We start from the raw sequence: 20266 nt of genomic DNA, 5'->3' as shown, positions 1-20266 counted from the left end.
GCAGTGCTCAGCTTCGTCATCTTCCTTCCCCTCGTTGTCGCCGCAGCCCTGGCCCTGGCCCGCGGGCTGCCGGCCCGCCTCGCCGGGTGGATCTGGCTGGTGACCACCCTCGTCGACCTGGGGCTGCTCACCGGCCTCACGATCACCGCACGCCCGGGCCCCCACGGGCTCAGGGCCGAGGAACAGGTGGACTGGATGCCACAACTAGGCAGCAGCTACCACCTGGGCGCCGACGGCCTCTCGCTGCCGCTGCTGCTGCTCACCGACGTCATCTGCGTGGCCTGCGCCATCTGGTCCCTGCGCGCATCGGACCGGCCCCGGGCCCAGGCCGCCCTGCTGCTGTTCCTGCAAACGACCTGCCTGGGGCTGTTCGCCTCCCAGGACCTGATCCTGTTCTTCGTCTTCTTCGACCTGTCGATCGTGGGCATGTACTTCCTGATCGCCGGCTGGGGACACGGCCGGCCGCAGCGTTCGGCCCTGGTGTTCTTCATCTACACCTTCTCCGGCTCCCTGGCCCTGCTGCTGGGCTTCATCGGCCTCTACCTCGGCGCCGAACCGCACACCTTCGACATGGTTGAACTCGCCAGGCGAGGTGCCTTCACCGGGACCCCGACCGCAGCAGGCTTCGTGCTCGCGGCGATCGTGCTCGGCCTGGCCATCAAGACCCCGACCTTCCCCTTCCACTCCTGGCTGCCACCGGCGCACACCGACGCCCCGACGATAGGATCCGTCGTGCTGGCCGGTCTGCTGCTGAAGATGGGCACCTACGGTTTCGTGCGAATCGCCATGCCCATGCTCCCCGACGCCTGGCGGTCCTGGGCCTGGGCGATCGTGGCGGTCGGCATCGTCTCGGTCCTCTACGGCAGCCTGGTCGCGCTGGTGCAGACCGACATCAAACGCATGATCGCCTTCACCTCCATCAACCACATGGGATACGTCGTCCTTGCCGTCGGCGCCGCCGGCATCGTGGGGCGGGACCATGCCCAGGCCCAACAGCTGGCCATCGCCGGCGCGGTGACCCAGATGGTCTCCCACGGGCTGATCACCGGGGCACTGTTCCTGCTAGCCGGGGTGTTCCACGACCGAACGGGCAGCTACGACCTGCGCCGGTACGGCGGGCTGGCCCGTTCGGCCCCGCGGTTCGCCGGCTTCTTCGCCGTCGCCGCGTTCGCCTCCCTCGGTTTGCCGGGTTTCAGCGGCTTCATTGCCGAGTTCCAGATCTTCACCGGCAGCATCGGCTCCACCGGCTGGGCTCTGCTGGCCCTGCCCGGCATCCTGATCACCGCCGTCCTGTTCCTGCGCGCCTTCGCCCGGGTGTTCACCGGTGAAACGAAACAACTTTCGCTCGGGTTCGCGGATCTACGCCCGGGCGAGACCACCGCGTTGGCGGTGCTGGGCGTGCTGTTCGTGCTGATCGGCCTCGTTCCCGGTCCGCTGCTGGGGATGATCGAGCCGGCCGCCGAAACCCTGACCGGGATCCTGCACCCATGACATCGACGACGAACGACTACGCGGCGCTGCTGCCCGAGGCCATCCTGCTGGGCGCGGCGGTGCTGGTGCTGCTCGGCGGCAGCTTCCTGCCCCGCAGCCGACAGGTCATCACCCGTTGGTTCGGCCTTGGCGCCCTGACGCTCAGCGCCGCGACCGCATTGGCGGCGGCGGGCCCGTCGACAGCGGTCTTCAGCGGCACCTACGCCATCGACGCTCCGACCACGGTCGTGCGGATCACTGCACCGCTGGCCACCGTGGTGGTGGTCCTGCTGGGCCGGAACGAATTCGTCGGATCGATGCGTGAAAGCGAGACGTACGCGCTCCTGATCCTGGCGACCCTGGGCACCGTCATCATCGGCGGTTCAACCGACCTGCTGGTCCTGGTCGCCGGCTACCTGCTGGCCAGCATCCCGCTGTATGCGTTGATCGGGCTCTCCCGCAGCGCCCGGGCGGCCGAGGCGACCCTGAAGACCTACCTCCTCGGGGCCCTGTTCGGGGTGGTGCTCATGGGCGGGGTGGCCCTGCTGACCGGGCTCGCCGCCACCAGCAGCTACGCGGCCATGGCCGGGCCGCTGCAGCAGGCGCCGTCGACGGGGGTGGCTGCCGGTGCGGTCGCGGTCCTGATCGGCTTGACGTTCAAGGCAGGGGCCGTGCCCGGCCACTTCTGGATCCCCGACGCCAGCCAAGCCTCGTCCATCGCGGTGGCGGCCTTCCTCACGACGGTGCCGAAACTCGGGGCGCTCATCGCCCTGGCCCGCCTGGTCCAGGTCCTGCCCGACACGGTGGACATCCCCCTGCTCGTGGCGGTGCTGGCCGCGATCAGCATGAGCGTCGGCAACCTGGCGGCCCTGGTCCAGCAGAACGTCCGACGGTTGCTGGGCTGGTCGACGGTGAGCCAGGTCGGGTACCTGCTGATGCCGGTCGCGGTCATCACCGGTAGCGACGGCGCCATGGCGGCGTTGCTGGCCTACCTCGCCTTCTACGCGCTGACCAACTTGTCCCTCTTCGCGGTGGTGGCCTGCCAGCCGCGCCGGGAAGTCCTCGGCGACTGGGCCGGGACGGCCCGTTCCCACCCGTGGCTGACCGCTTGCCTCATCGTCGGGGCACTCAGTCTCGCCGGTACCCCACCCACGGCGGTGTTCGTGGGCAAGGTGGCCGTCTTCACGGCGGCCTGGGACGGGTCCATGGCTTGGCTGGTGGTGGTCGCCGCCGTGAACTCCGTGCTGAGCCTGGTCTACTACCTCCGGCTCATACGCCCCGCCTTCCGGCCGGCGCCGGCCGGCGGGCAGCAGCTTGAGGCCCGCCCGCCGGAGGCCTTCAGGACTGTTCGTGGAACCGCCGTCGTGCTGGGTGCCGGCGTCCTGGCCGCCGGGCCCCTCGGTGCCGGGATCTGGTTGGCGCTCGGGACGTAGGCGGTATGGGGCGGGGCCTCAGGGGCCCGAATCATTGGAACCCCAGCCCCCTAAAGTGATCAAAAAGAGATGTCTTCGTGATCCAACCGTGACTTTTACACCTGTTTCATGTAAATTTTGTTGGGTGCCGGGCTTCCCATGAGCTCGGCGCACCCCGGTGGATTGCCGAGCACTGCCACCACTCCGGGGACCGTTCACCAAACAGATGGCAGTGGCGGGGGACCCAATTTCCGGGTCCACCAGGACCCTAGGGGTGAAGCCAACGGCGCCGCATTCCGGCGCGGAAGGCCGAGTGACTCCCGCTCGAACCCGACAGCTCACCCCGCAGGCATCAGGAGAGGTAGCAACACCATGTCGAACCGTCATCCACAGCCCCGCCACCGCGCCGAAACCGTCCGCGGCAACACCATGGGGTCCCTGTCCAAGGCCGTCTCCCCCCGCTTGGGCTCCATCGGCCGCAACACTGCGGTCATCGCTGCCACTTCGGGCCTCATGCTCGGCCTTGCAGCACCCGGCCAGGCCGCCGCCCCGGTGGTGCCCACCCCGGTTTCCGATAGTTCCAAGGTCAGTTCCACGTCCGTGCCTGCGTCGAGCACCTACAAGAACGCCAGCGCCTCCGTCACTTCGACCCCGGCGCCACGGTCGGCCACCTCACGGACCGGGCACTCCCATGCGCCGTCGCCTTCCGGGCACTCCCACACGCCATCCGCTAGTGCCGCCACGAACGGTAGTGCCGACACGACCGGGCACACCCACACCGCCCCGGGAACCGATGTCCAGCCGGCCGCCGGGGCCGTCACCCCCCGGACCACAGGGTCCCCGGAGGCAGACACCACTGGTGCATCCGAAACGAATGCCCAAAAGTCATTGACGCGTAGTGCTTCCAGCGAAAAGCTGGGGAGCATTGCGAGCATGGCCCTGAAGTACGAGGGCGCTCCCTACGTCTGGGGCGGCGACAGCCCGTCCGGGTGGGACTGCTCCGGATTCATCCAGTACATCTACGGCAAGGCCGGCGTCGACCTGCCCCACAACACCACGGCCATCCGCAAAAGCGGGAAGTTCGTGCCCACCAGCAACCCCAAGCCGGGCGATCTGGTCTACCAGAACAACGGCAGCCACGCCGGTATCTACATCGGTGGCGGAAAGATCATCGGTGCCCAGAACCCAACGGTCGATACCGTGATCCGCCCCGCAGACAGCCCCTACGGCCCGCTCATGGGCTACTACACCTTGGCCAGCTAGCAGGACCCCTGACCACTGTGGCCCCCATCCGATTCCCGGGTGGGGGCCACTTGTCTTGGTGCTTGATTCTGTCACACGCACGAATAGCGGCCCTCTCCTTGTGGGTTCATCCATGCAGGTGAAACTCCGATACGCTGGAGGCGATTCGAGAAGGTGCAATGGCAGAAAGGCGGGTGTGATGAAACACGGTATGAAACCGGAAACCACACCGCCTTTCATCATTTCCTTCGTGAAGCTATTCGGGCTGCTCGCCGTGATTGTCGGCATCCTTGGAATGCATACTCTCGGCTTCGAACCGCCTTCCACAGGCTCGGCCCCGGCCGCCTCCGCGGCTTCAGCCGATACCGCGGATACCGCTCTGGTTCAAGAATCCTCTGTCGAATCACAGCAAGTGAACCAGGCGCAGCAAACGGTGACGGATACACCGGGCAGCTCCACTGCGCTGGCTTGCAACGTTGGAAACAACGGCGCGCCCGACCTCATGGTTGCCAGCTGCGGACTGAGCTCGGTCGTGAATGGTGTTTTCCTGCTGTTCGTTCCACATCAAGTCCGCCTCAACAGCGGCACCGTCCTTTGGGGCCCCAAACGTCTCGTCGCCCCCGACGCCCCCCAGCCATCGCCGCCATCGCTGGAACAACTCTCCATCCGCCGCATCTAGGATCCACCCCCCTGGGGCCTGAACGGATACATTCGGACCCGGACGGCTTCTCGCTGCGACTTTGAGCGCCCAGTTGCTGGCCAGGACACTCATCCTCAGTAAAAACGGGGTACCCCTCGCCCGCATCGGGACGGCGCCCCCCTCCCCCGGGACCTAGGCAACCTGGGCATTGCGGACAGGTGGCGGCACGGGCAGGCCCACCCTCCGACTTCCCGACAAGAGCCCCGGCTCGTGTCTGGCACGCTCGCCCGCAAGCGGGCAATCATTCTCTTGCCCGTTTCCCGTTGACCCGTTGACCCGTTGACCCGTTGACCCGTTGACGGCGGATACCCGACCGGAACCCCAACTAATTTCACCCTTGGTATGCACAGCAGTGCAGTGCAGCACCATCCACAGCAGAAGCAGGACCCATGTCGTTTCTTCCTTGTCCCCTCCGCACGTTGTTGCCACCAGCTGTCCCACTACCCAAAGTTCCTACCTTCATGGGCGCCCCCGGGAAATCGGACGATGACCCCGGGAGGGGTAGCAAGATCCATCTCGGGATACGGCCAGTGGGCCCAAAAGACTTGGGGATGATCACCGCCTTGCAACTCACTGTCGTCCCCTACGGCTTGCTCCCTCAAGGGGACACGGGCTTCTTCGCTGAGCGGCATGAACGATGCCTTCAAGCCGGCTACGCAACAGCTCTGGTTGGAATTAGCGGTCGCAATCTGATGGACGGTGCTCAGTGAAGACCCCATTTAGCATGATGGAGGGTCTCCATTGAATATAGGGGAATACTTCGCACAAATGGTCCAGTCCGGGGCGCTGCTGATTGCCCTGCCGTTGGCGATGATCGCCGGAATCGTCTCGTTCATCTCGCCCTGCATCCTGCCCCTGGTCCCCGGGTACCTGGGTTATGTTTCGGGGCTGGCAGACCCTACCCGACCCGAAAACCGCCGGCGTGTCATGGTCGGCGTCGGGTTGTTCATCCTGGGATTCGCCGCGGTGTTCACGTTATACGGCGCGGCCTTCGGAGCGATCGGTGGATGGCTTCTGCGATGGCAGGATCTACTGATCAGGGTCCTTGGCCTGTTTGTCCTGGGCATGGGACTGGTTCTGATCGGAAAATTCTCCGTCATGCAGCGCACCCTGCGCCTTCCGTTCAAACCCAAGAACGGTGTCGCCGGGGCCCCGCTGCTCGGGGTGGTCTTCGGATTGGGGTGGACCCCCTGCATGGGACCTACGCTCAGTGCCGTGCTGGCGCTGAGCACCACGACAGGTGGTGCCTGGCGCGGTGCGTTGCTTGGCTTCGTATACTGCCTGGGTTTGGGAATACCTTTCGTGTTCGTAGCCATGGGCATCAGCTGGGTGACCAACACGTTGTCGTTCATCCGCCGGAACATCCGCGTCTTCAACCTTGCCGGTGGCGGGGTCCTGGCCCTCGTCGGGTTGTTGATGGTCTCCGGTATATGGATGAGCTGGATCTACCAACTCCAGAACCTGGCCGGCACCTTCCTCACCCCCGTGTAGTCACTCCGGCACTCCAACACCAGTTTTTACTCTCAAGAAGGACCACCATGCCTGTGAAATACTTCGCTCGGCGCCCAGCCATCATCGGTGCCGTACTTGCTTCACTGCTCCTATCAGGCTGCGCGGCGGTCGATGAGCCCCTCGTGGATGAAGCCAACTCCCAAAACAGCAACTACGTCGCCGGAGACGGCTCCATCACCGAATACGAGCCAGCCACGCGCGGCGAAAAAGTCAAACTGTCAGGGGAACTCTTTGACGGGACCACCGTCACCGAGAAGGCATGGAGCGGACAGGTCGCCGTCCTCAATGTCTGGTATGCCGCCTGCTCCCCCTGCAGGGTCGAAGCCCCGGACTTAGCCTCCCTCTACAATGAATTCAAATCCAAGGACGTGGAATTCTACGGAATCAACACCCGCGATGAGGCACCCACGGCGAAGGCATTCGCGCGGACCTTCGAGCTTGATTACCCCAGCTTCAAAGACAAAAGCAGCAAGATCGTGCTGGCACTGGCCGGGTATGTCCCGCCCCAAGCAGTACCAACGACCCTGGTCCTTGACAAGGAAGGCCGGGTGGCCGGAAGAATACTCGGCGTCGCCGATAAAAGCACGCTCAAGTCCATGATCAAGGATGCCTTGAGGGGATCCGGACCGGTGAAACCATGACCACCACCCGGCCAGCGCCCCGGAAACCGCAAAAAAAGGATGTTGCCGTCCCGAAACTGGGGGCATTCGGGATGCTCCGATGGGCATGGAAGCAGCTGACCAGCATGAAAACGGCTCTGCAGCTACTACTGCTTCTAGCTGTCGCCGCGGTTCCTGGTTCCTTGTTCCCCCAACGGCAGGCCAACCCGGCCGTGGTGACGAAATACCTTCAAGACAACCCCGATCTGGGCCCCTGGCTGGACAGGGTGCAACTCTTCGATGTCTACTCTTCCGTTTGGTTCTCCGCGATCTATCTGCTCTTGTTCGTTTCCCTGGTCGGCTGTGTCACCCCGCGCGCCATACATCATGCAAAGGCCCTGCGGTCCCGACCGCCGCGCACGCCGCGCCGACTAGCACGAATGCCCCAGCACGGAACGATCGAGTTGGGCCCGGACACGGGCATCACTGCGACCACGGCAGTTGAAGCCGGCGCCAGGATACTCCGGAGGCGCCGATACAGGATTGATCTGCGTGATGCAGACACCGAGACACCGTCGGTGGCCGCCGAACGCGGATATATCAAGGAAACAGGGAACGTCCTCTTCCACACCGCACTGATCGGAGTATTGGTTTCGGTCGCCGTAGGGGGGATGTTCGGGTACCGCGGACAAAAACTGGTTATCGAAGACGAGGGCTTCACCAACACCGAGCTTGGCTACGATTCCTTCTTCCCCGGCACGAGCTTCAGCGCCGACAGCATGATTCCCTTCTCGGTCACGCTGAACGACTTCGATGTGACGTTCGACAGGAATCCGGACAGCTACGGCAACCCGATCGACTTCGCGGCGGATATGACCGTCCAAGACGGACCCTCCGCCAGCAGCAGGGACGAGATCCTGCGAGTCAACGAACCCATCGGTTTCAGCGGAACGAACGTCTACCTGATAGGCAATGGATACGCACCGGTCGTCACGGTGCGCGACGGCGATGGCAACATCGCCTTGCAGGGCCCGATCCCGTCCTTGCCCAATGATGCCACCTACAACTCGACCGTAGTGATCAAAGCCCCTGATGCCCGACCGGACCAGTTGGGGTTCGTGGGATTCTTTCTGCCGACCGCGATGGTGGATGAAAATGGTGCAGCATTCGGTTCCGACCCGGATCCGATGAACCCCCAGCTGAACCTGAATTCCTATTACGGTGACCTGGGACTCGATTCCGGGGTGCCGGTCAACGTCTACGAATTAGACACCGCCGGACTCACCCAGCTAAATGGCCGGAACCTACCCGACGGCGGCATTGTGTTGAGCGCCCGGTCAACGCATGAGCTCCCAGAGGGCAAGGGATCGATTTCCTTCGATGGCCTGAAACGCTACGTCGCCCTCGACGTCGTCTATGACCCGGGCAAGCTGGGCGCACTGGTGTTCACCACAGCGGCCCTACTCGGATTGATCACCACATTAATGGTTTCCAGACGCAGGGCCTGGATCCGCGCCAAGACCCTTCCGGATGGTCGAACCACCGTCGAATACGGGCTACTGGCCCGAGGGGAAGACCACGGTCTGGCCGGGGAAGCCCTGAAAATCGGACGGGCACTGACCGAACAGTTCAGCGATGAAATCGACAGAAGCAGAAAGGCGACATCATGAATCGCATCAACGAGACGCTGGGCCAATACAGCGAACTGCTAATGCTGTTGGCCGCCTTGGCCTATACGGTGTCGTTCCTGGCCTTCGCCATCGACCTCGTCAGGGCACGGAGGATCGCGGTACCGGCGTCGGCGGTCGAGCGGGAACCTGCAAAGGTTGGTGTCCACGGCCAGGAAGCTGTCGAGTGGTCCCACAATCCAGGACAGCGAAACGAAGAACACCACGATGGCCTAGTCGACGACACCATGAGCTACAGGCCATGGCGACGTCCAGCGGGCCGGATCGGCGTGGCCGTCAGCATCCTGGGCCTTGCCATCCACATCGGAGGAGTCCTCACCCGCGGACTCGCGGCCGGACGTGTGCCCTGGGGCAACATGTACGAGTTCACCACCACGGGAGCGATGGTGGTCATGGCCGTCTTCCTCACCACGCTCATATTCCGCGACCTGCGCTTTCTCGGGAGTTTCATCACCGGTCTGGTGCTGATCATGCTCATGGCCGGGGCGGTCGTCTTCCCGACCCCGGTGGCGCAGCTCATCCCTGCATTGCAAAGCTACTGGCTCGTCATCCATGTCTCCGTAGCGGTCCTCTCCGCAGCGATATTCACCGTGACCTTTGCCCTGTCGGTTCTACAACTGGCGAAGTCCGCCCACAAGGACTCCCGGAAGTCCCGCGTATCGCGCCTACTCGGCCTGGTACCCGGCGCGGAAAGCCTCGAACAGCTCGCCTACAGAATGAACGCCATCGGCTTCATTCTGTGGACCTTCACCCTCATGGTCGGGGCGATCTGGGCCGAAGCAGCATGGGGCCGTTACTGGGGCTGGGACACCAAGGAAGTATGGACCTTCGTGATCTGGGTCGTGTACGCCGGATATCTCCATGCCCGCGCCACACGCGGATGGGGTGGAACCCGTGCAGCCTGGCTCTCGATTACCGGATACCTCTGCGTCATCTTCAATTTCGCCATCGTGAATGTCTATTTCTCCGGCCTGCATTCCTACTCGGGCCTCTAGGAGACTCCACAAGACGACCATCACCAAGTCATCCGGCCAAAATTCGTCCGCTCATGAACAGAAGGCAACAAAGTGACATCGAATAATTCCCACAAAGACGAAGCCAGCAGCTACCGGCGTCTTCGGCAGAAGGTCAGGGTTGGCCAAGTGGCCATGGTCCTCGGCGCGCTGGTCGCCGCCTCGCATTGGTTGGCACACCTGCTCATCGTCGAGGGGCCCCCGGCATCCAGGATGTGCTGGCCGGATACCCCACCGCTGCTGTCCTGATTCTCGTTGGCGCATTCATGGCGGGGCAGAGCCAAGAGACCAAACACTAGCTTCGATCTTACATCCCGACAGGCACGCGGACGGAGGAAAGGGTGCAGCCCGCCCTCAGCGGCCCTAGCCGCCCTGTTGCGCAGGATACGCACACCTCGTCAGCAGGCGTATCTGGCTAATTCCAGTGGCCGACGGGCACTGGTCTTTACACCCGTCCACGGTGGCCCTGCCAAGAACCCGATCACTATGCCCTGCAGCGAGGACTCGTCCACCTCACATCTGCATTGACCCGTCGGGGCGGGTGTGGGACCGCATGTACAACCGTTCCCCCAAGATGATGAGGATGACGCCGCCGGCGGCGGCGTAGAGGCTCAGGGCATCCGTGGATGCCTTGACCCAGACGAATGCACCCAACACCGTGATATCAAGAACGATGGCTGACACTACTATGGGTGCTTTGAATGCGACTCGGTTCCGGAGGTGCCGAAGTAGACCCCAATGCACAGCGATATCCATGAGGAGGTAGTAGATCGCCCCGAGCGCGGCAATCCGGCTTAGATCAAAGGCAGCCGTCAGGACCATGGCGAGTACGACCGTGTATACGGTCGTGTGGATGCGGATGGTTCCGGGCATGGCAAAGTGGCTGTGGGGCACCTGCCTCATATGTGTCAGCATGCCCAGCATCCGGGAGGCCGCGAATATGCTGGCCATGACCCCCGATGCCGTTGCCACCACGGCGAGCCCCACGGTGAACCAGACACCACCATCACCAAACGCCGGCCGCGCTGCCTCGGCCAGGGAAAAGTCCTCCGCTGCGATGATTTCGGCAAGCGTAAGGTTCCCGGCGACCGCAGCGGAGATGGCCAGGTAGACCACGCTGCAGATGGCCAGTGAGATCACTATGGCCCGGCCGGTATTTCGATGGGGATCGACGATTTCACCGCCACTGTTGGTGATGGTCGTGAACCCCTTGTAGGCAAGGATGGCCAGGGCGACCGCTGCCAAGAATCCCTCCGGAGAGACCTCAATGCCATCGGAGGTGGTGCCGTTGGTTAGGTTGGCGGCATCGGCGAGTACGAGCCCGGCAATGGCAAAAGCCCCAAGTCCAAGGATCTTGATCACCGCCATGGCCCTTTGGGTGGCCTGGACGGCTTTGTTCCCTGCAACGATCACGGCGAACGCCACCATGAGCAGCCCTACTCCCAGCGCGGGCACCCAGAACGAAGCCGGCTCCAGATCAACGATCTGGAGCAGGTAGGACCCAAAGGTGCGAGCCACCAGACTCTCGTTGATGACCATTGACACATACATCAAGATTGCGAACACCCCGGTGGTTGTACCGGGGCCGTACTGTTCGCGAAGGAACATCGCGACCCCGCCAGAGGAGGGGTAGGCATCGGAGAGCTTGACATATGAGTATGCGCTGAACCCGACGACGAGGGCGGCGACGATGAAGGCAATCGGGAACAGGTCTCCTGCAAGGCGAGCCGTTTGGCCCGTCAGGGCAAAGATTCCGGCACCAATCATGACACCGGTCCCCAGGGAAACCGCGCCGGACAGACTCAGGCTGCCTGGAACGTCTTCGGGCGCTTGGCCGCCCGGAGATGGGGGCTTGTCTACCACCTCAACAGCCCCACCCTGGAATGCGGCCGGACGCTGCGGCCCATCCACCGATCTCGGAGAGGCAAGCAGCCCGGTTGTGGAAGCGTCTTCTCCCTCCCGGACAGACCCACCGGCCTCCACCGCAAACCGGGTCGTCTTGGAAATTAAGGTCTCGATGCTCCATGGTTTTCCACCTCTCATATCGGGCTCCGTTTCGCGAGCAGGCGGCACGCCAGGAAATGCAGCTGCGACGGAGCATCGTCTCTCCCAATGAAATGTCTGCGTCGCTTGGCAAACTCCCTAACTGACGAGTGCCAGCCCGGCATCCACCAGACTCAAAGTCGAAGCAGACGCGCAGCAGCTCTCAGGTGTGGGTGCCCGGATCACTTAGTTGGAGGGTTGCGCTTCCACGTGGAACTCGGGGGCAGGCCTGGTCAGCCACGAACGACCAGCACGGGGCATGGCGCATGCTGGACAATCTGGGACGACACCGAGCCAAGAAGCAAACCCGTGAAACCTCCTCGTCCGCGGGAACCTACAATGACCAGATCTGCCTCCTTGGAGGCATCGAGCAGTGCGGTGGCCGGGGGCCCGTACCGGATTTCAGCTTCGACGATTACCCCGTCGGAATCGACGCTTTCAAGGGCTTCTTCCTGGATCTTCCGTGCGTCTTGCTCGAATTCTTCCAGGTCCCACGTCAGACCGTTCATGCCCAGCCCCGTTGACGGGTATTGCCAACCGGTAACCATCCGTACTCGCCCATGGCGCATACGGGCTTCGTCCACGGCCCACTGGAAAGCGGCCAAGGAAGGGGCTGCCCCATCGAGACCGATCACTATCTGAAACTCGTTGCTGCTGCTCACTGGCAGGATCCTTCCCTCTCAGCTGGCGCTGGCTGCTATTACCTACTGTGCCACAGCGCCCAGACCGAGAATAGGCTGCGGCACCCATCACACGTGGCACTTCGGGCAGGATACCGCTCACGGCGAGCCACTCACATCATCGCTGGGCCGAGTTGGCGGCTGACCGAAGTCTGCCATCAGTGTCACGGTTTGGTTTGGGCCAGGATGTCCGGTTCTCGCCTATACTTTCGCCAGCTTCTGGCCCCTGGTAGAACAGCCATGGCTCCATCGCCCGAGTTCATCAGGCGTTCGACCACCCTTGACAAACATCGCAAAAGCTGGATGTGCTCGGGGCACTCTCCGGGCCGGGTGGTGGCCAAACTGTCCCGACCCAACGACGGCCGGCCCGCGCACATCGATGGCGTGATCCCTCAGAGGCTCGGCTTCTGCTGCAGGACCGCCAGCCGGGCGCTGTATTCGGTCTCATCGATGTCGCCACGTGCAAAGCGTTCGGCCAACAGTTGTTCGGCCGTATGCACCGGAGACAGGGATTCGCGGGCCGGTTCTACCCGGCGGGCGGGCCGCAGCAGCAGCACGATTCCCGTGATCAACGCTCCCCAAAACACGACCATGCCAGCAGCCATGAGAGCCATGCCCCAACCGCTGGGGTCGTTGCCATTCCAGAACATCATTTTCTTCTCCTTCGGATTTTTGGGTGTGGTGGCTTTCACCGGTCTGCGCCGGCTCCTTTCATACCGGCATTCCGGGGCGCTGGCAGGAAATCGTGACGGATACCGAGGGATTCGTCCGTGCGGCGGATGGATTCGGCAGGATCGGTGATGGTTCCGGCCAACGCGCGAATGGCGTCCACGTTCTCGGGAATGACAACCGCTTGGTTATCGACCGTATACGTGTAGAAGAGTTCATTGCCTTCGATGGTGAGGATGTCTTCCCAGAGAGCGACTTCATACATGTCCCCACGGGACCGGCCGATGTCTCGCATGAGTTCGACGGTGCTATTGAGCGCCACGATACCGTCAGCCCTTCGCACCAGGGCGATCCGGGGCATTGCCCGCAACGCGTCAAGGACGTCTTCCCGGTCTGCGTTCCGGGTCAACTGCACGGTCCAGTAATGCATGTGGTTCTGGGTGTGCGATCCCTTCGCTGCCATGGTGATGACGTCCAGCTCCGGGTCCACGCTTTGCGCGTCGGGTCCTTGGTGACTGGGAATGCGACCTTCGGGAACGATAGTGTTCATGATCCCGGAATGGTCGGATTCCCAAGGGTCGGTGGCCCGGCGTATGAGGACCCCGCGCGCCCTGACCAGCAGGCCCGCGTCTTTGAGAGCGGTCAGTGTGCGAACGGTGGCGGTGGTGTTGCAGGAGACCACCCGGGTGGAGTCCCTGCCCATGGCGGTGGCATTGTTCGTGTGGGCGACGAAGGAGTGGCCGGTGAGTTCGTGTTTCTCACCGCCCTGGAAGATTGCCTTGACTCCGTGCTCGCGGTAGTGATCCAGGTTGCCGGCACCGATTCCAGCCGGGGTGCAGTCCACGACGACGTCGATCGAGTCAAGCAGTTGGTGCAACCCGCCGGCGATCGGTAGCCCGGCGGCACTCATCGCCGTTGCTGCTTCCTTGGTCGATGCATAGACGGGGATGCCCAGCGTTACAGCGGTTTTTATCCGGTAGTCCGAGATTACGTCGCTGACACCGACGAGTTCCATATCCGGCTGGGCTCTGACTGCGTCTGCGATGCGTTTGCCGATAACACCGTAACCGTTGATGGCGATTCGTGTTTTTTCCGACATGTCCGTTCCTTCCGTGGATTGTTTATTGGGGATCCGTAGCTGTTGATCTAGCGGTCAAGGCCTTCGGGGACTGCCGGTGGGCTTTCGGCATGCTTTTCCATCACGGTTTCAGTCCTCCTCCAACCGCATGCCATGGCCCGCTGGAGAGTCGGAGCGCGCGTGAGCGTCCACGCGAGGCAGGGCCACCTCCCAAATCTCCCCCGGGCGCAACGTCCTCTCGACCCCTTCGACACAGACGTTGACCGGACTGGTCGAGCAGTGATGCGATTCCAGTCTTGCCCTGTCGGGGGTCAGGAAGATGCTGATCGGTTGACCCCGGTAGCTGAGCCGGAAGGATGCTCCAACCAGTTCGGCGGGAAGGACCGGGTGCAGCCAGAGTGTGTCCTGCCGTGTTTCCACGCCGGCATAACAACGGATCACCATGTCGGCCGTGCCTGCCATGGCCCCGAGGTGGATGCCTTCGCGGGTGGTCCCTCCCTGAGTGTCGGCCAAGTCAGCGTCCAATGCCTGTTCGAACAGTGTCCAGGAACAGCCTCGGTTGGTCCGTGCCAAGACCCAGCTGTGCACCAGTCTGCTCAGGGTCGAGCCGTGGCTGGTGCGGTCCAGGTAGTACCGAACCGTCGCCGGGATGAGCTCCGGTGGCAGCGCATACCCGAGCCGTGTGAAGATTCCACGAAGTTCCTCGGCCGAAAACAGGTAGAACAGCATCAGGACGTCGGCCTGTTTGGAGAGCTTGTACCGGTTGGTGGTGTCACCTTCGGCTTGCAGAATCAGATCCAGTCGACCGATGTTGCCATATTCTGTCCGGTAGGCGTCCCAGTCGAATTCCTCCAGCTGCTCGTAGCCTTCGAACTGGCTGATGACTCCGTCGGCGTGGAACAGTATGCGTAGCCGTCTGCTGATCCGCTCCCAGTGGGCAGGTTCCCCCGGATCCAGACCGAGCCGACGCCGGAGGGCGTCGCAGTCGTGCCCGGCCAGCAGCTCCATCGTCTCCGCGGCACGGGCCAATACCCAGGCGGCCAGGACGTTGGTGTATGCGTTGTTGCGCAGCCCCTGCCCCGGGGCCCCGGGCAGCCCGTCGTGGTATTCGTCCGGGCCCATGACATCGTTGATATCGAAGCGGTCACTGGCCGGGTCGTGGACGGCCAGTGACGAGAACAGCCTGGCCACTTCCACAAGGATCTCTGCCCCGTAGTCGATAAGGAAGCCGGTGTCGGCGGTGGCCTGGTAATACTGCCAGACGCTGTAGGCCACGCCCAGGCCGACATGGCGTTGCCGGTGGGAGTTATCCGGCATCCATGTCCCATTGCGGACGTTGAACAGTTCGTCGGGGGTTTCCTCGCGGCCGTCGCTACCGGACTGCCAGGGGAACATGGCCCCGACCAGGCCTTCCGCCCGTGCCGCGGCCCGTGCCGCGTCAAGCCGGCGGTATCGGTAGAGCAGGAACGCCCGCGTGAGGTCGGGTCTGCGCAGGGTCAGCATCGGATAGACGAACAACTCGTCCCAGAAGACGTGCCCGCGGTAACCTTCCCCGTGCAGGCCCCGGGCGGGCAGGCCGGCATCCAAATCTGGGCCGGCACCAGCGGCAGTCTGCAGCACATGGAAAATGTGTAGGTTCAGAGCCAGTGACTGCCGGAAACCTGCCTGGAGTCCGATACCGAACCTTTCCCACAGTTCCTCCCACACCCGCTCATGGGCGGCCTGCAAGTCCTCGAACCCAGGGGTCCGGCGGATCCTGGTTCCGGCATCCAGGGCCGCAGTGGACATGGCGCGGTCCCGTGAGGTCGCCACGGCCGCGATCTTCTCGACCGTCACAGGTGCCCCGCGTACCAACCCGACGGTGATCTCGTGCCCGGTATGGTCGTTCTGTCTGATCAGTCGGCGACCGGAGGCCCCGCGGTCACCTCCGACATGCGTGCGCAGAGCCGTTGCAATCCTGATTCCGGATTGGCTGGTAACCGCTTCGTGGATGACCGTTTCGTCGTCCAATACCGTGGAGTCGGCAGCTACCAGGTGCTCGTGGGCCAGAGGTAGGTCTGCTACCACGTTGCGGTTGGACACGGCGCCGTTGACGGCCGAGCAGACGGTCGCAGTTCCTGACCAGTCTTCGGCTTCTAGAGTGATTTCCATGGCGGCCAGGTGCGGTTCGACCAGGGACTGGAATTGTCGAGAGGTCACCCGGGTGGTCCGGCCCAAGGCGTCACGGTAGCGGTTGGTGCGGGTTAGTACGCCGCGGCGCAGGTCCAGGTCCTGGTGGTGGCTGAGCATTTCCGGCGTCCCGGGCCGCAGGAATGGGCCGTCGTCTGGTTGGACGGTCAGGAAGGCCCAGTCAGGGGCGTTGACCATATGCTCGGTTTCTACGGTGCGCCCGTTGAGGTCGGTGCTGAGGCGGTTGTAGATCCCTGCCAGGTAGGTCCCCGGGTAGTGGATGCCGTCGGCGGTGCTTCCGGGCACTGCGCCGCGGGTTCCCCAGTATCCGTTGCCCAGGGCGCATAGCGCCTCCCTGGTTCCTTCCTGCGCAGGGTCGAAGCGGTCGTAGACCAGGTTCCAGGCCTCTGGTGCGCCGGCTCTGGCGCCCCCGCACCAGGATGCCGTCCCCATCGGGGCGAGGCCGGAAGGTTCCGGCTGCAAGTCGGTCAGGTCCTGGACCACCACGTGCGCGCCGGCTGCGGCCAGTTGAACACCGGAGTCGGCGCGGTCTACGCCGACCACCAAGCCGAACCGGCCAGCGGAGGCGGCCTGGACCCCGGCGGCGGCGTCCTCGAGCACAACGGTGTCGGCCGGGTCCACTTGGAGGCGGCGAGCGGCCTCGAGGAACATGGCCGGATCCGGTTTGCCCGGAAGCGACATCCGGAGTGCATCCGTCCCATCAACCCGGACCGGGAACCGGCCTGTCAGTCCGGCGGCTTCAAGAATCCCTTCGCTGTTGCGGCTGGAGGTCACCAGCGCGACGGGCACCTGCTCTTCGGCTAGTAAACGCAGCAACACCGTTGCATCGGGGAAGACCTGTACGCCGCCGCGGGCCAGCTCCGCGGTGATGAATCCTTGTTTGCCGGTGGCTAGCCCGTTGACGGTGAGCCGTTCCGGCCCGTCTGCGGGGCTGCTCTCGGGCAGGGTGATCCCGCGAGAGGCCAAAAACGTTCTCACTCCGTCCTCCCGGGTCCGACCGTCAACGAAGGCACGGTAGTCTGCTTCCGCATCAAAGGGCGCCTGTGCATCGCTGATCCGAGGAAGTGACTGGTCGAAAAGTGACTTCCATGCCGCGGCATGGACTCCGGCGGTGTCGGTGACCACACCATCCATGTCGAAAATGACCGCAGCATAGCCAGAGAGCGCGCCATCGGCCGTACCGACGCCACCGCGCTCGGCCCACAGGTGGTCCAGGTGCATCAGGAATCCTCGTCCACTGCCGCACCTGTGCGGGTGTGTGGCCAGGTCCAGTCGGTGATCGACGGATCGTCTTCGCCATGGGCCCGCGTCCAGGCGCGCGCCTGGACGCGTTCGTCGCTCATCCGCTGGCGCAACCCGGCAGCCCGCTCGGCTAGACTCGGAACCCTGTCGATGACGTCCATCACCAGGTGGAACCGGTCCAGGCCGTTGAGCATGACGATGTCGAACGGGGTGGTCGTGGTCCCCTCCTCCCGGAAACCGCGCACATGGAAGTTCATGTGGTTGGTCCTGCTGTAGGTCAAGCGGTGGATCAACGCCGGGTAGCCATGGTAGGCGAAGATCACCGGTCGGCCGGAGGTGAAGACGGCGTCGAATTCTGCCTCCGGGAGCCCGTGCGGGTGTTCGGCGGCCGGTTGCAGGCGCATCAGGTCAACTACGTTGACCACTCTCACGGTCAATTTCGGCAGGTGTCGGCGCAGCAGGTCCACGGCTGCGAGGGTCTCCAGGGTCGGGATGTCCCCGGCGCACGCCATGACCACGTCGGGAAGCGTCTCGGTGGCGTCGGTTTCGGGACCAGTGGCGTCGGTTTCGTTTCCTGCCCATTCCCAGATGCCCAAGCCGCGCTGGCAGTGCAAGGCGGCTTCGTCCATTGTGAGGTAGGACAGGGCCGGTTGTTTGCCGGCGACGATGAGGTTGATGTAGTTGCGGCTGCGCAGGCAGTGATCGGCGACCGAGAGCAGCGTGTTGGCATCCGGTGGGAGGTACACCCGGACGATTTCGGCCTTCTTGTTGACCAGATGGTCAATGAAACCCGGGTCCTGGTGGGAAAATCCGTTGTGGTCCTGACGCCACACGTGGGAAGTCAGCAGGTAGTTCAGCGAAGCTATCGGTTGCCGCCAGGGAATTTCGCCTGCGACCTTGAGCCATTTGGCGTGCTGATTCACCATCGAGTCGACGATATGGATGAATGCCTCGTAGCAGGAGAACATTCCGTGCCGGCCGGTGAGCAGGTAGCCTTCCAGCCAGCCCTGGCACAAGTGCTCGGAGAGGACTTCCATGACCCGACCGGAAGTCGCCAGGTGCTCGTCCGTAGGCAGCCTGTGGCCCTGCCACACACGGTCGGTGGCCTCGAAGACGGCTCCGAGCCGGTTGCTGGCCGTCTCGTCCGGCCCCATCAGGCGGAAGTTGGTCGGATTGTCCCGGATGACATCACGCAGATAGGCGCCTAGAACCCGGGTCGCTTCCGACACTGTGGTGCCCGGTGAATCCAGTGCAACGGCGTAGTCCCTGTAGTCGGGCAGGCGCAGCGGTTCCAGAACCGTGCCCCCGTTGGTGACGGGGTTCGCGCTCATCCGGCGGGTTCCTTCCGGTGCCAGCGCCGAGACCTCAGGTAGCAGCATCCCGTTCTCGTCGAAAAGTTCCTCTGGTCTGTAGGAGCGCAACCATGCTTCGAGTTGGCGCAGGTGTCCGGGATGCTCACGCAGCCCCGCCAGCGGCACCTGGTGGGAACGCCAACTATTTTCGGTCGGCAGCCCATCGACTTCCTTCGGCCCGGTCCACCCCTTGGGAGTGCGCAGCACGATCATCGGCCAGCGTGGGCGCTCCGCGGCGGTCCCGTTCCGGGCTTCGCGCTGGATCCGGTGGATCTCCTCCACCACATCGTCCATGACCGAGGCCAATCGCTGATGCATTGTCTCCGGGTCATCGCCCTCCACCAGGTAGGGCCGGTGTCCGTATCCTTCTAGCAAGGCGGTCAGCTCGGCCTCGGGGATACGGGCCAACACGGTGGGGCTGGCGATCTTGTAGCCGTTCAGGTGCAGGATCGGCAGCACCGCCCCGTCATGGACCGGGTCCAGGAATTTGTTGGAATGCCAACTGGCAGCCAGTGGTCCGGTTTCGGCTTCCCCGTCGCCGATGACGCAGGCCACCAGCAGATCAGGGTTGTCGAACGCCGCCCCGTAGGCATGCACGAGCGAATATCCCAGCTCACCGCCTTCATGAATGGATCCCGGAGTTTCCGGTGCCACGTGGCTGGGAATACCGCCCGGAAAGGAGAACTGGCGGAACAGGTGCTTGATGCCCTCGGTGTCTTGGCCGATCTCCGGATAGACCTCGCCGTATGTTCCGTCCAAATAGGTGTTGGCGACCAGCCCGGGCCCGCCGTGGCCAGGGCCCGTCACGTACATGGCGTTGAGGTCATTGGACTTGATCACCCGGTTCAGGTGCGCATAGACAAGGTTCAACCCGGGGGTGGTTCCCCAGTGCCCCAGCAACCTGGGCTTGATGTGCTCCAGGGTGAGTCTTTCGCGCAACAAGGGGTTATCCAGCAGGTAGATCTGCCCCACGGACAGGTAGTTCGCCGCGCGCCACCACGCATCGATCCGGTCGAGCTCCGGGCGGTCAAGCGGTCCTGCCACTGTTACCGGGGTTGGTGGGGGTTGCTGGGATCTCATTGGTTCCTCCTCGAACTGGGACGGCACGGACGAATCCGCGCCCAGATATGTTTCAGCCACTGACCCGGGATATCCTCCGGACCCAAGAAGCATGGGCGCCGCCAGCGGCCCGGCACCCTCCCGATGGACCCTCGGTCAGCAACACGGTTTGAAGACGCGGACCGTGGCCTCCGCCACCCACCGGGAACCTCCCCCCGGCACCATCGGTTCCAGCTGGCAACGGCACCGCAGTCCACGACTCGGCTACCAGGGCCTTGGCCAAAGGTGCGGCAACTGCTGCCAAGAGAGTGCGTGTG

Annotated in this window: 15 protein-coding genes and 1 riboswitch; of the genes, 9 read left to right on the top strand and 6 right to left on the bottom strand. The window is 63.6% G+C overall.

Annotated features, from left to right (window positions below; all coding sequences use genetic code 11):
* The first annotated feature begins 3 nt into the window (after nt 1–3).
* The 9 genes from CIK75_RS10700 to CIK75_RS10660 all read left to right on the top strand — a co-directional run bounded on the left by CIK75_RS10700 (nt 4) and on the right by CIK75_RS10660 (nt 9885).
* Nucleotides 4–1491 (top strand): NADH-quinone oxidoreductase subunit M, encoded by a 1488-nt coding sequence (locus tag CIK75_RS10700; protein ID WP_096224150.1) that lies wholly within the window; start codon nt 4–6, stop codon nt 1489–1491.
* Entirely contained in the window at nt 1488–2903 is a 1416-nt protein-coding gene (locus CIK75_RS10695; RefSeq protein WP_096224148.1) for an NADH-quinone oxidoreductase subunit N, read from the top strand. Before CIK75_RS10700 ends, CIK75_RS10695 begins: the two co-directional genes overlap by 4 nt.
* 178 nt (nt 2904–3081) lie before the next feature.
* A riboswitch (cyclic di-AMP (ydaO/yuaA leader) is annotated at nt 3082–3248 on the top strand.
* 6 nt (nt 3249–3254) lie between these two features.
* Nucleotides 3255–4145, top strand: a complete 891-nt coding sequence (locus CIK75_RS10690; protein ID WP_158225943.1) for an NlpC/P60 family protein — start codon at nt 3255–3257, stop codon at nt 4143–4145.
* 178 nt (nt 4146–4323) lie between these two features.
* Complete coding sequence (locus tag CIK75_RS10685) at nt 4324–4803, top strand: DUF6153 family protein (RefSeq protein WP_143413328.1); 480 nt, start codon at nt 4324–4326, stop codon at nt 4801–4803.
* Between the two features lie 762 nt (nt 4804–5565).
* Nucleotides 5566–6315, top strand: coding sequence for a cytochrome c biogenesis protein CcdA (locus tag CIK75_RS10680; protein WP_198962434.1), 750 nt, complete (start codon nt 5566–5568; stop codon nt 6313–6315).
* A gap of 47 nt (nt 6316–6362) precedes the next feature.
* Complete coding sequence (locus CIK75_RS10675; protein ID WP_096224140.1) at nt 6363–6977, top strand: TlpA disulfide reductase family protein; 615 nt, start codon at nt 6363–6365, stop codon at nt 6975–6977.
* A complete protein-coding gene (locus CIK75_RS10670) occupies nt 6974–8605 on the top strand; it encodes a cytochrome c biogenesis protein ResB (RefSeq protein WP_096224138.1) in 1632 nt (543 codons plus the stop codon). The genes CIK75_RS10675 and CIK75_RS10670 overlap by 4 nt, the downstream gene beginning before the upstream one ends.
* Nucleotides 8602–9618 carry a c-type cytochrome biogenesis protein CcsB gene (gene ccsB, locus CIK75_RS10665; RefSeq protein ID WP_096224136.1) on the top strand — a complete coding sequence of 339 codons (1017 nt, stop codon included), beginning with the start codon at nt 8602–8604 and terminating at the stop codon, nt 9616–9618. The genes CIK75_RS10670 and ccsB overlap by 4 nt, the downstream gene beginning before the upstream one ends.
* 72 nt (nt 9619–9690) lie before the next feature.
* Nucleotides 9691–9885, top strand: a complete 195-nt coding sequence (locus CIK75_RS10660; protein WP_096224134.1) for a hypothetical protein — start codon at nt 9691–9693, stop codon at nt 9883–9885.
* A gap of 264 nt (nt 9886–10149) precedes the next feature.
* Here the strand turns inward: CIK75_RS10660 and CIK75_RS10655 are convergent, their stop codons facing one another.
* From CIK75_RS10655 to CIK75_RS10630, 6 genes are all read right to left on the bottom strand, one after another.
* Nucleotides 10150–11499 carry an APC family permease gene (locus CIK75_RS10655; protein ID WP_256382356.1) on the bottom strand — a complete coding sequence of 450 codons (1350 nt, stop codon included), beginning with the start codon at nt 11497–11499 and terminating at the stop codon, nt 10150–10152.
* A 413-nt stretch (nt 11500–11912) separates the two neighbouring features.
* Nucleotides 11913–12341: a universal stress protein gene (locus tag CIK75_RS10650; protein WP_096224131.1), complete on the bottom strand. Its 429-nt coding sequence runs from the start codon at nt 12339–12341 to the stop codon at nt 11913–11915.
* Nucleotides 12342–12751: 410 nt separating this feature from the next.
* Complete coding sequence (locus tag CIK75_RS10645; RefSeq protein ID WP_096224422.1) at nt 12752–13012, bottom strand: hypothetical protein; 261 nt, start codon at nt 13010–13012, stop codon at nt 12752–12754.
* A gap of 35 nt (nt 13013–13047) precedes the next feature.
* Nucleotides 13048–14127, bottom strand: a complete 1080-nt coding sequence (locus tag CIK75_RS10640; protein WP_096224129.1) for a type II glyceraldehyde-3-phosphate dehydrogenase — start codon at nt 14125–14127, stop codon at nt 13048–13050.
* A gap of 108 nt (nt 14128–14235) precedes the next feature.
* A complete protein-coding gene (locus CIK75_RS10635; protein WP_096224128.1) occupies nt 14236–17517 on the bottom strand; it encodes a beta-phosphoglucomutase family hydrolase in 3282 nt (1093 codons plus the stop codon).
* A complete protein-coding gene (locus CIK75_RS10630; RefSeq protein WP_096224126.1) occupies nt 17517–19970 on the bottom strand; it encodes a phosphoketolase family protein in 2454 nt (817 codons plus the stop codon). The genes CIK75_RS10635 and CIK75_RS10630 overlap by 1 nt, the downstream gene beginning before the upstream one ends.
* Between the last annotated feature and the right edge of the window lie 296 nt (nt 19971–20266).

Origin of the sequence: Glutamicibacter sp. BW78 (assembly GCF_002332245.1) — a bacterium.
Classification (GTDB): domain Bacteria; phylum Actinomycetota; class Actinomycetes; order Actinomycetales; family Micrococcaceae; genus Arthrobacter_H; species Arthrobacter_H rhombi_A.
Note: the sequence above shows the minus strand (reverse complement) of the source record. Positions and strands in the feature narration are given on the sequence as shown.

Excerpts from the sequence above, each read along its gene's own strand:
- CIK75_RS10695 (WP_096224148.1), top strand. The coding sequence starts at position 1,488 with ATGACATCGACGACGAACGACTACGCGGCGCTGCTGCCCGAGGCCATC.
- CIK75_RS10690 (WP_158225943.1), top strand. The coding sequence starts at position 3,255 with ATGTCGAACCGTCATCCACAGCCCCGCCACCGCGCCGAAACCGTCCGC.
- CIK75_RS10685 (WP_143413328.1), top strand. The coding sequence starts at position 4,324 with ATGAAACACGGTATGAAACCGGAAACCACACCGCCTTTCATCATTTCC.
- CIK75_RS10675 (WP_096224140.1), top strand. The coding sequence starts at position 6,363 with ATGCCTGTGAAATACTTCGCTCGGCGCCCAGCCATCATCGGTGCCGTA.
- CIK75_RS10670 (WP_096224138.1), top strand. The coding sequence starts at position 6,974 with ATGACCACCACCCGGCCAGCGCCCCGGAAACCGCAAAAAAAGGATGTT.
- ccsB (WP_096224136.1), top strand. The coding sequence starts at position 8,602 with ATGAATCGCATCAACGAGACGCTGGGCCAATACAGCGAACTGCTAATG.
- CIK75_RS10645 (WP_096224422.1), bottom strand. The coding sequence starts at position 13,012 with ATGATGTTCTGGAATGGCAACGACCCCAGCGGTTGGGGCATGGCTCTC.
- CIK75_RS10640 (WP_096224129.1), bottom strand. The coding sequence starts at position 14,127 with ATGTCGGAAAAAACACGAATCGCCATCAACGGTTACGGTGTTATCGGC.
- CIK75_RS10635 (WP_096224128.1), bottom strand. The coding sequence starts at position 17,517 with ATGCACCTGGACCACCTGTGGGCCGAGCGCGGTGGCGTCGGTACGGCC.
- CIK75_RS10630 (WP_096224126.1), bottom strand. The coding sequence starts at position 19,970 with ATGAGATCCCAGCAACCCCCACCAACCCCGGTAACAGTGGCAGGACCG.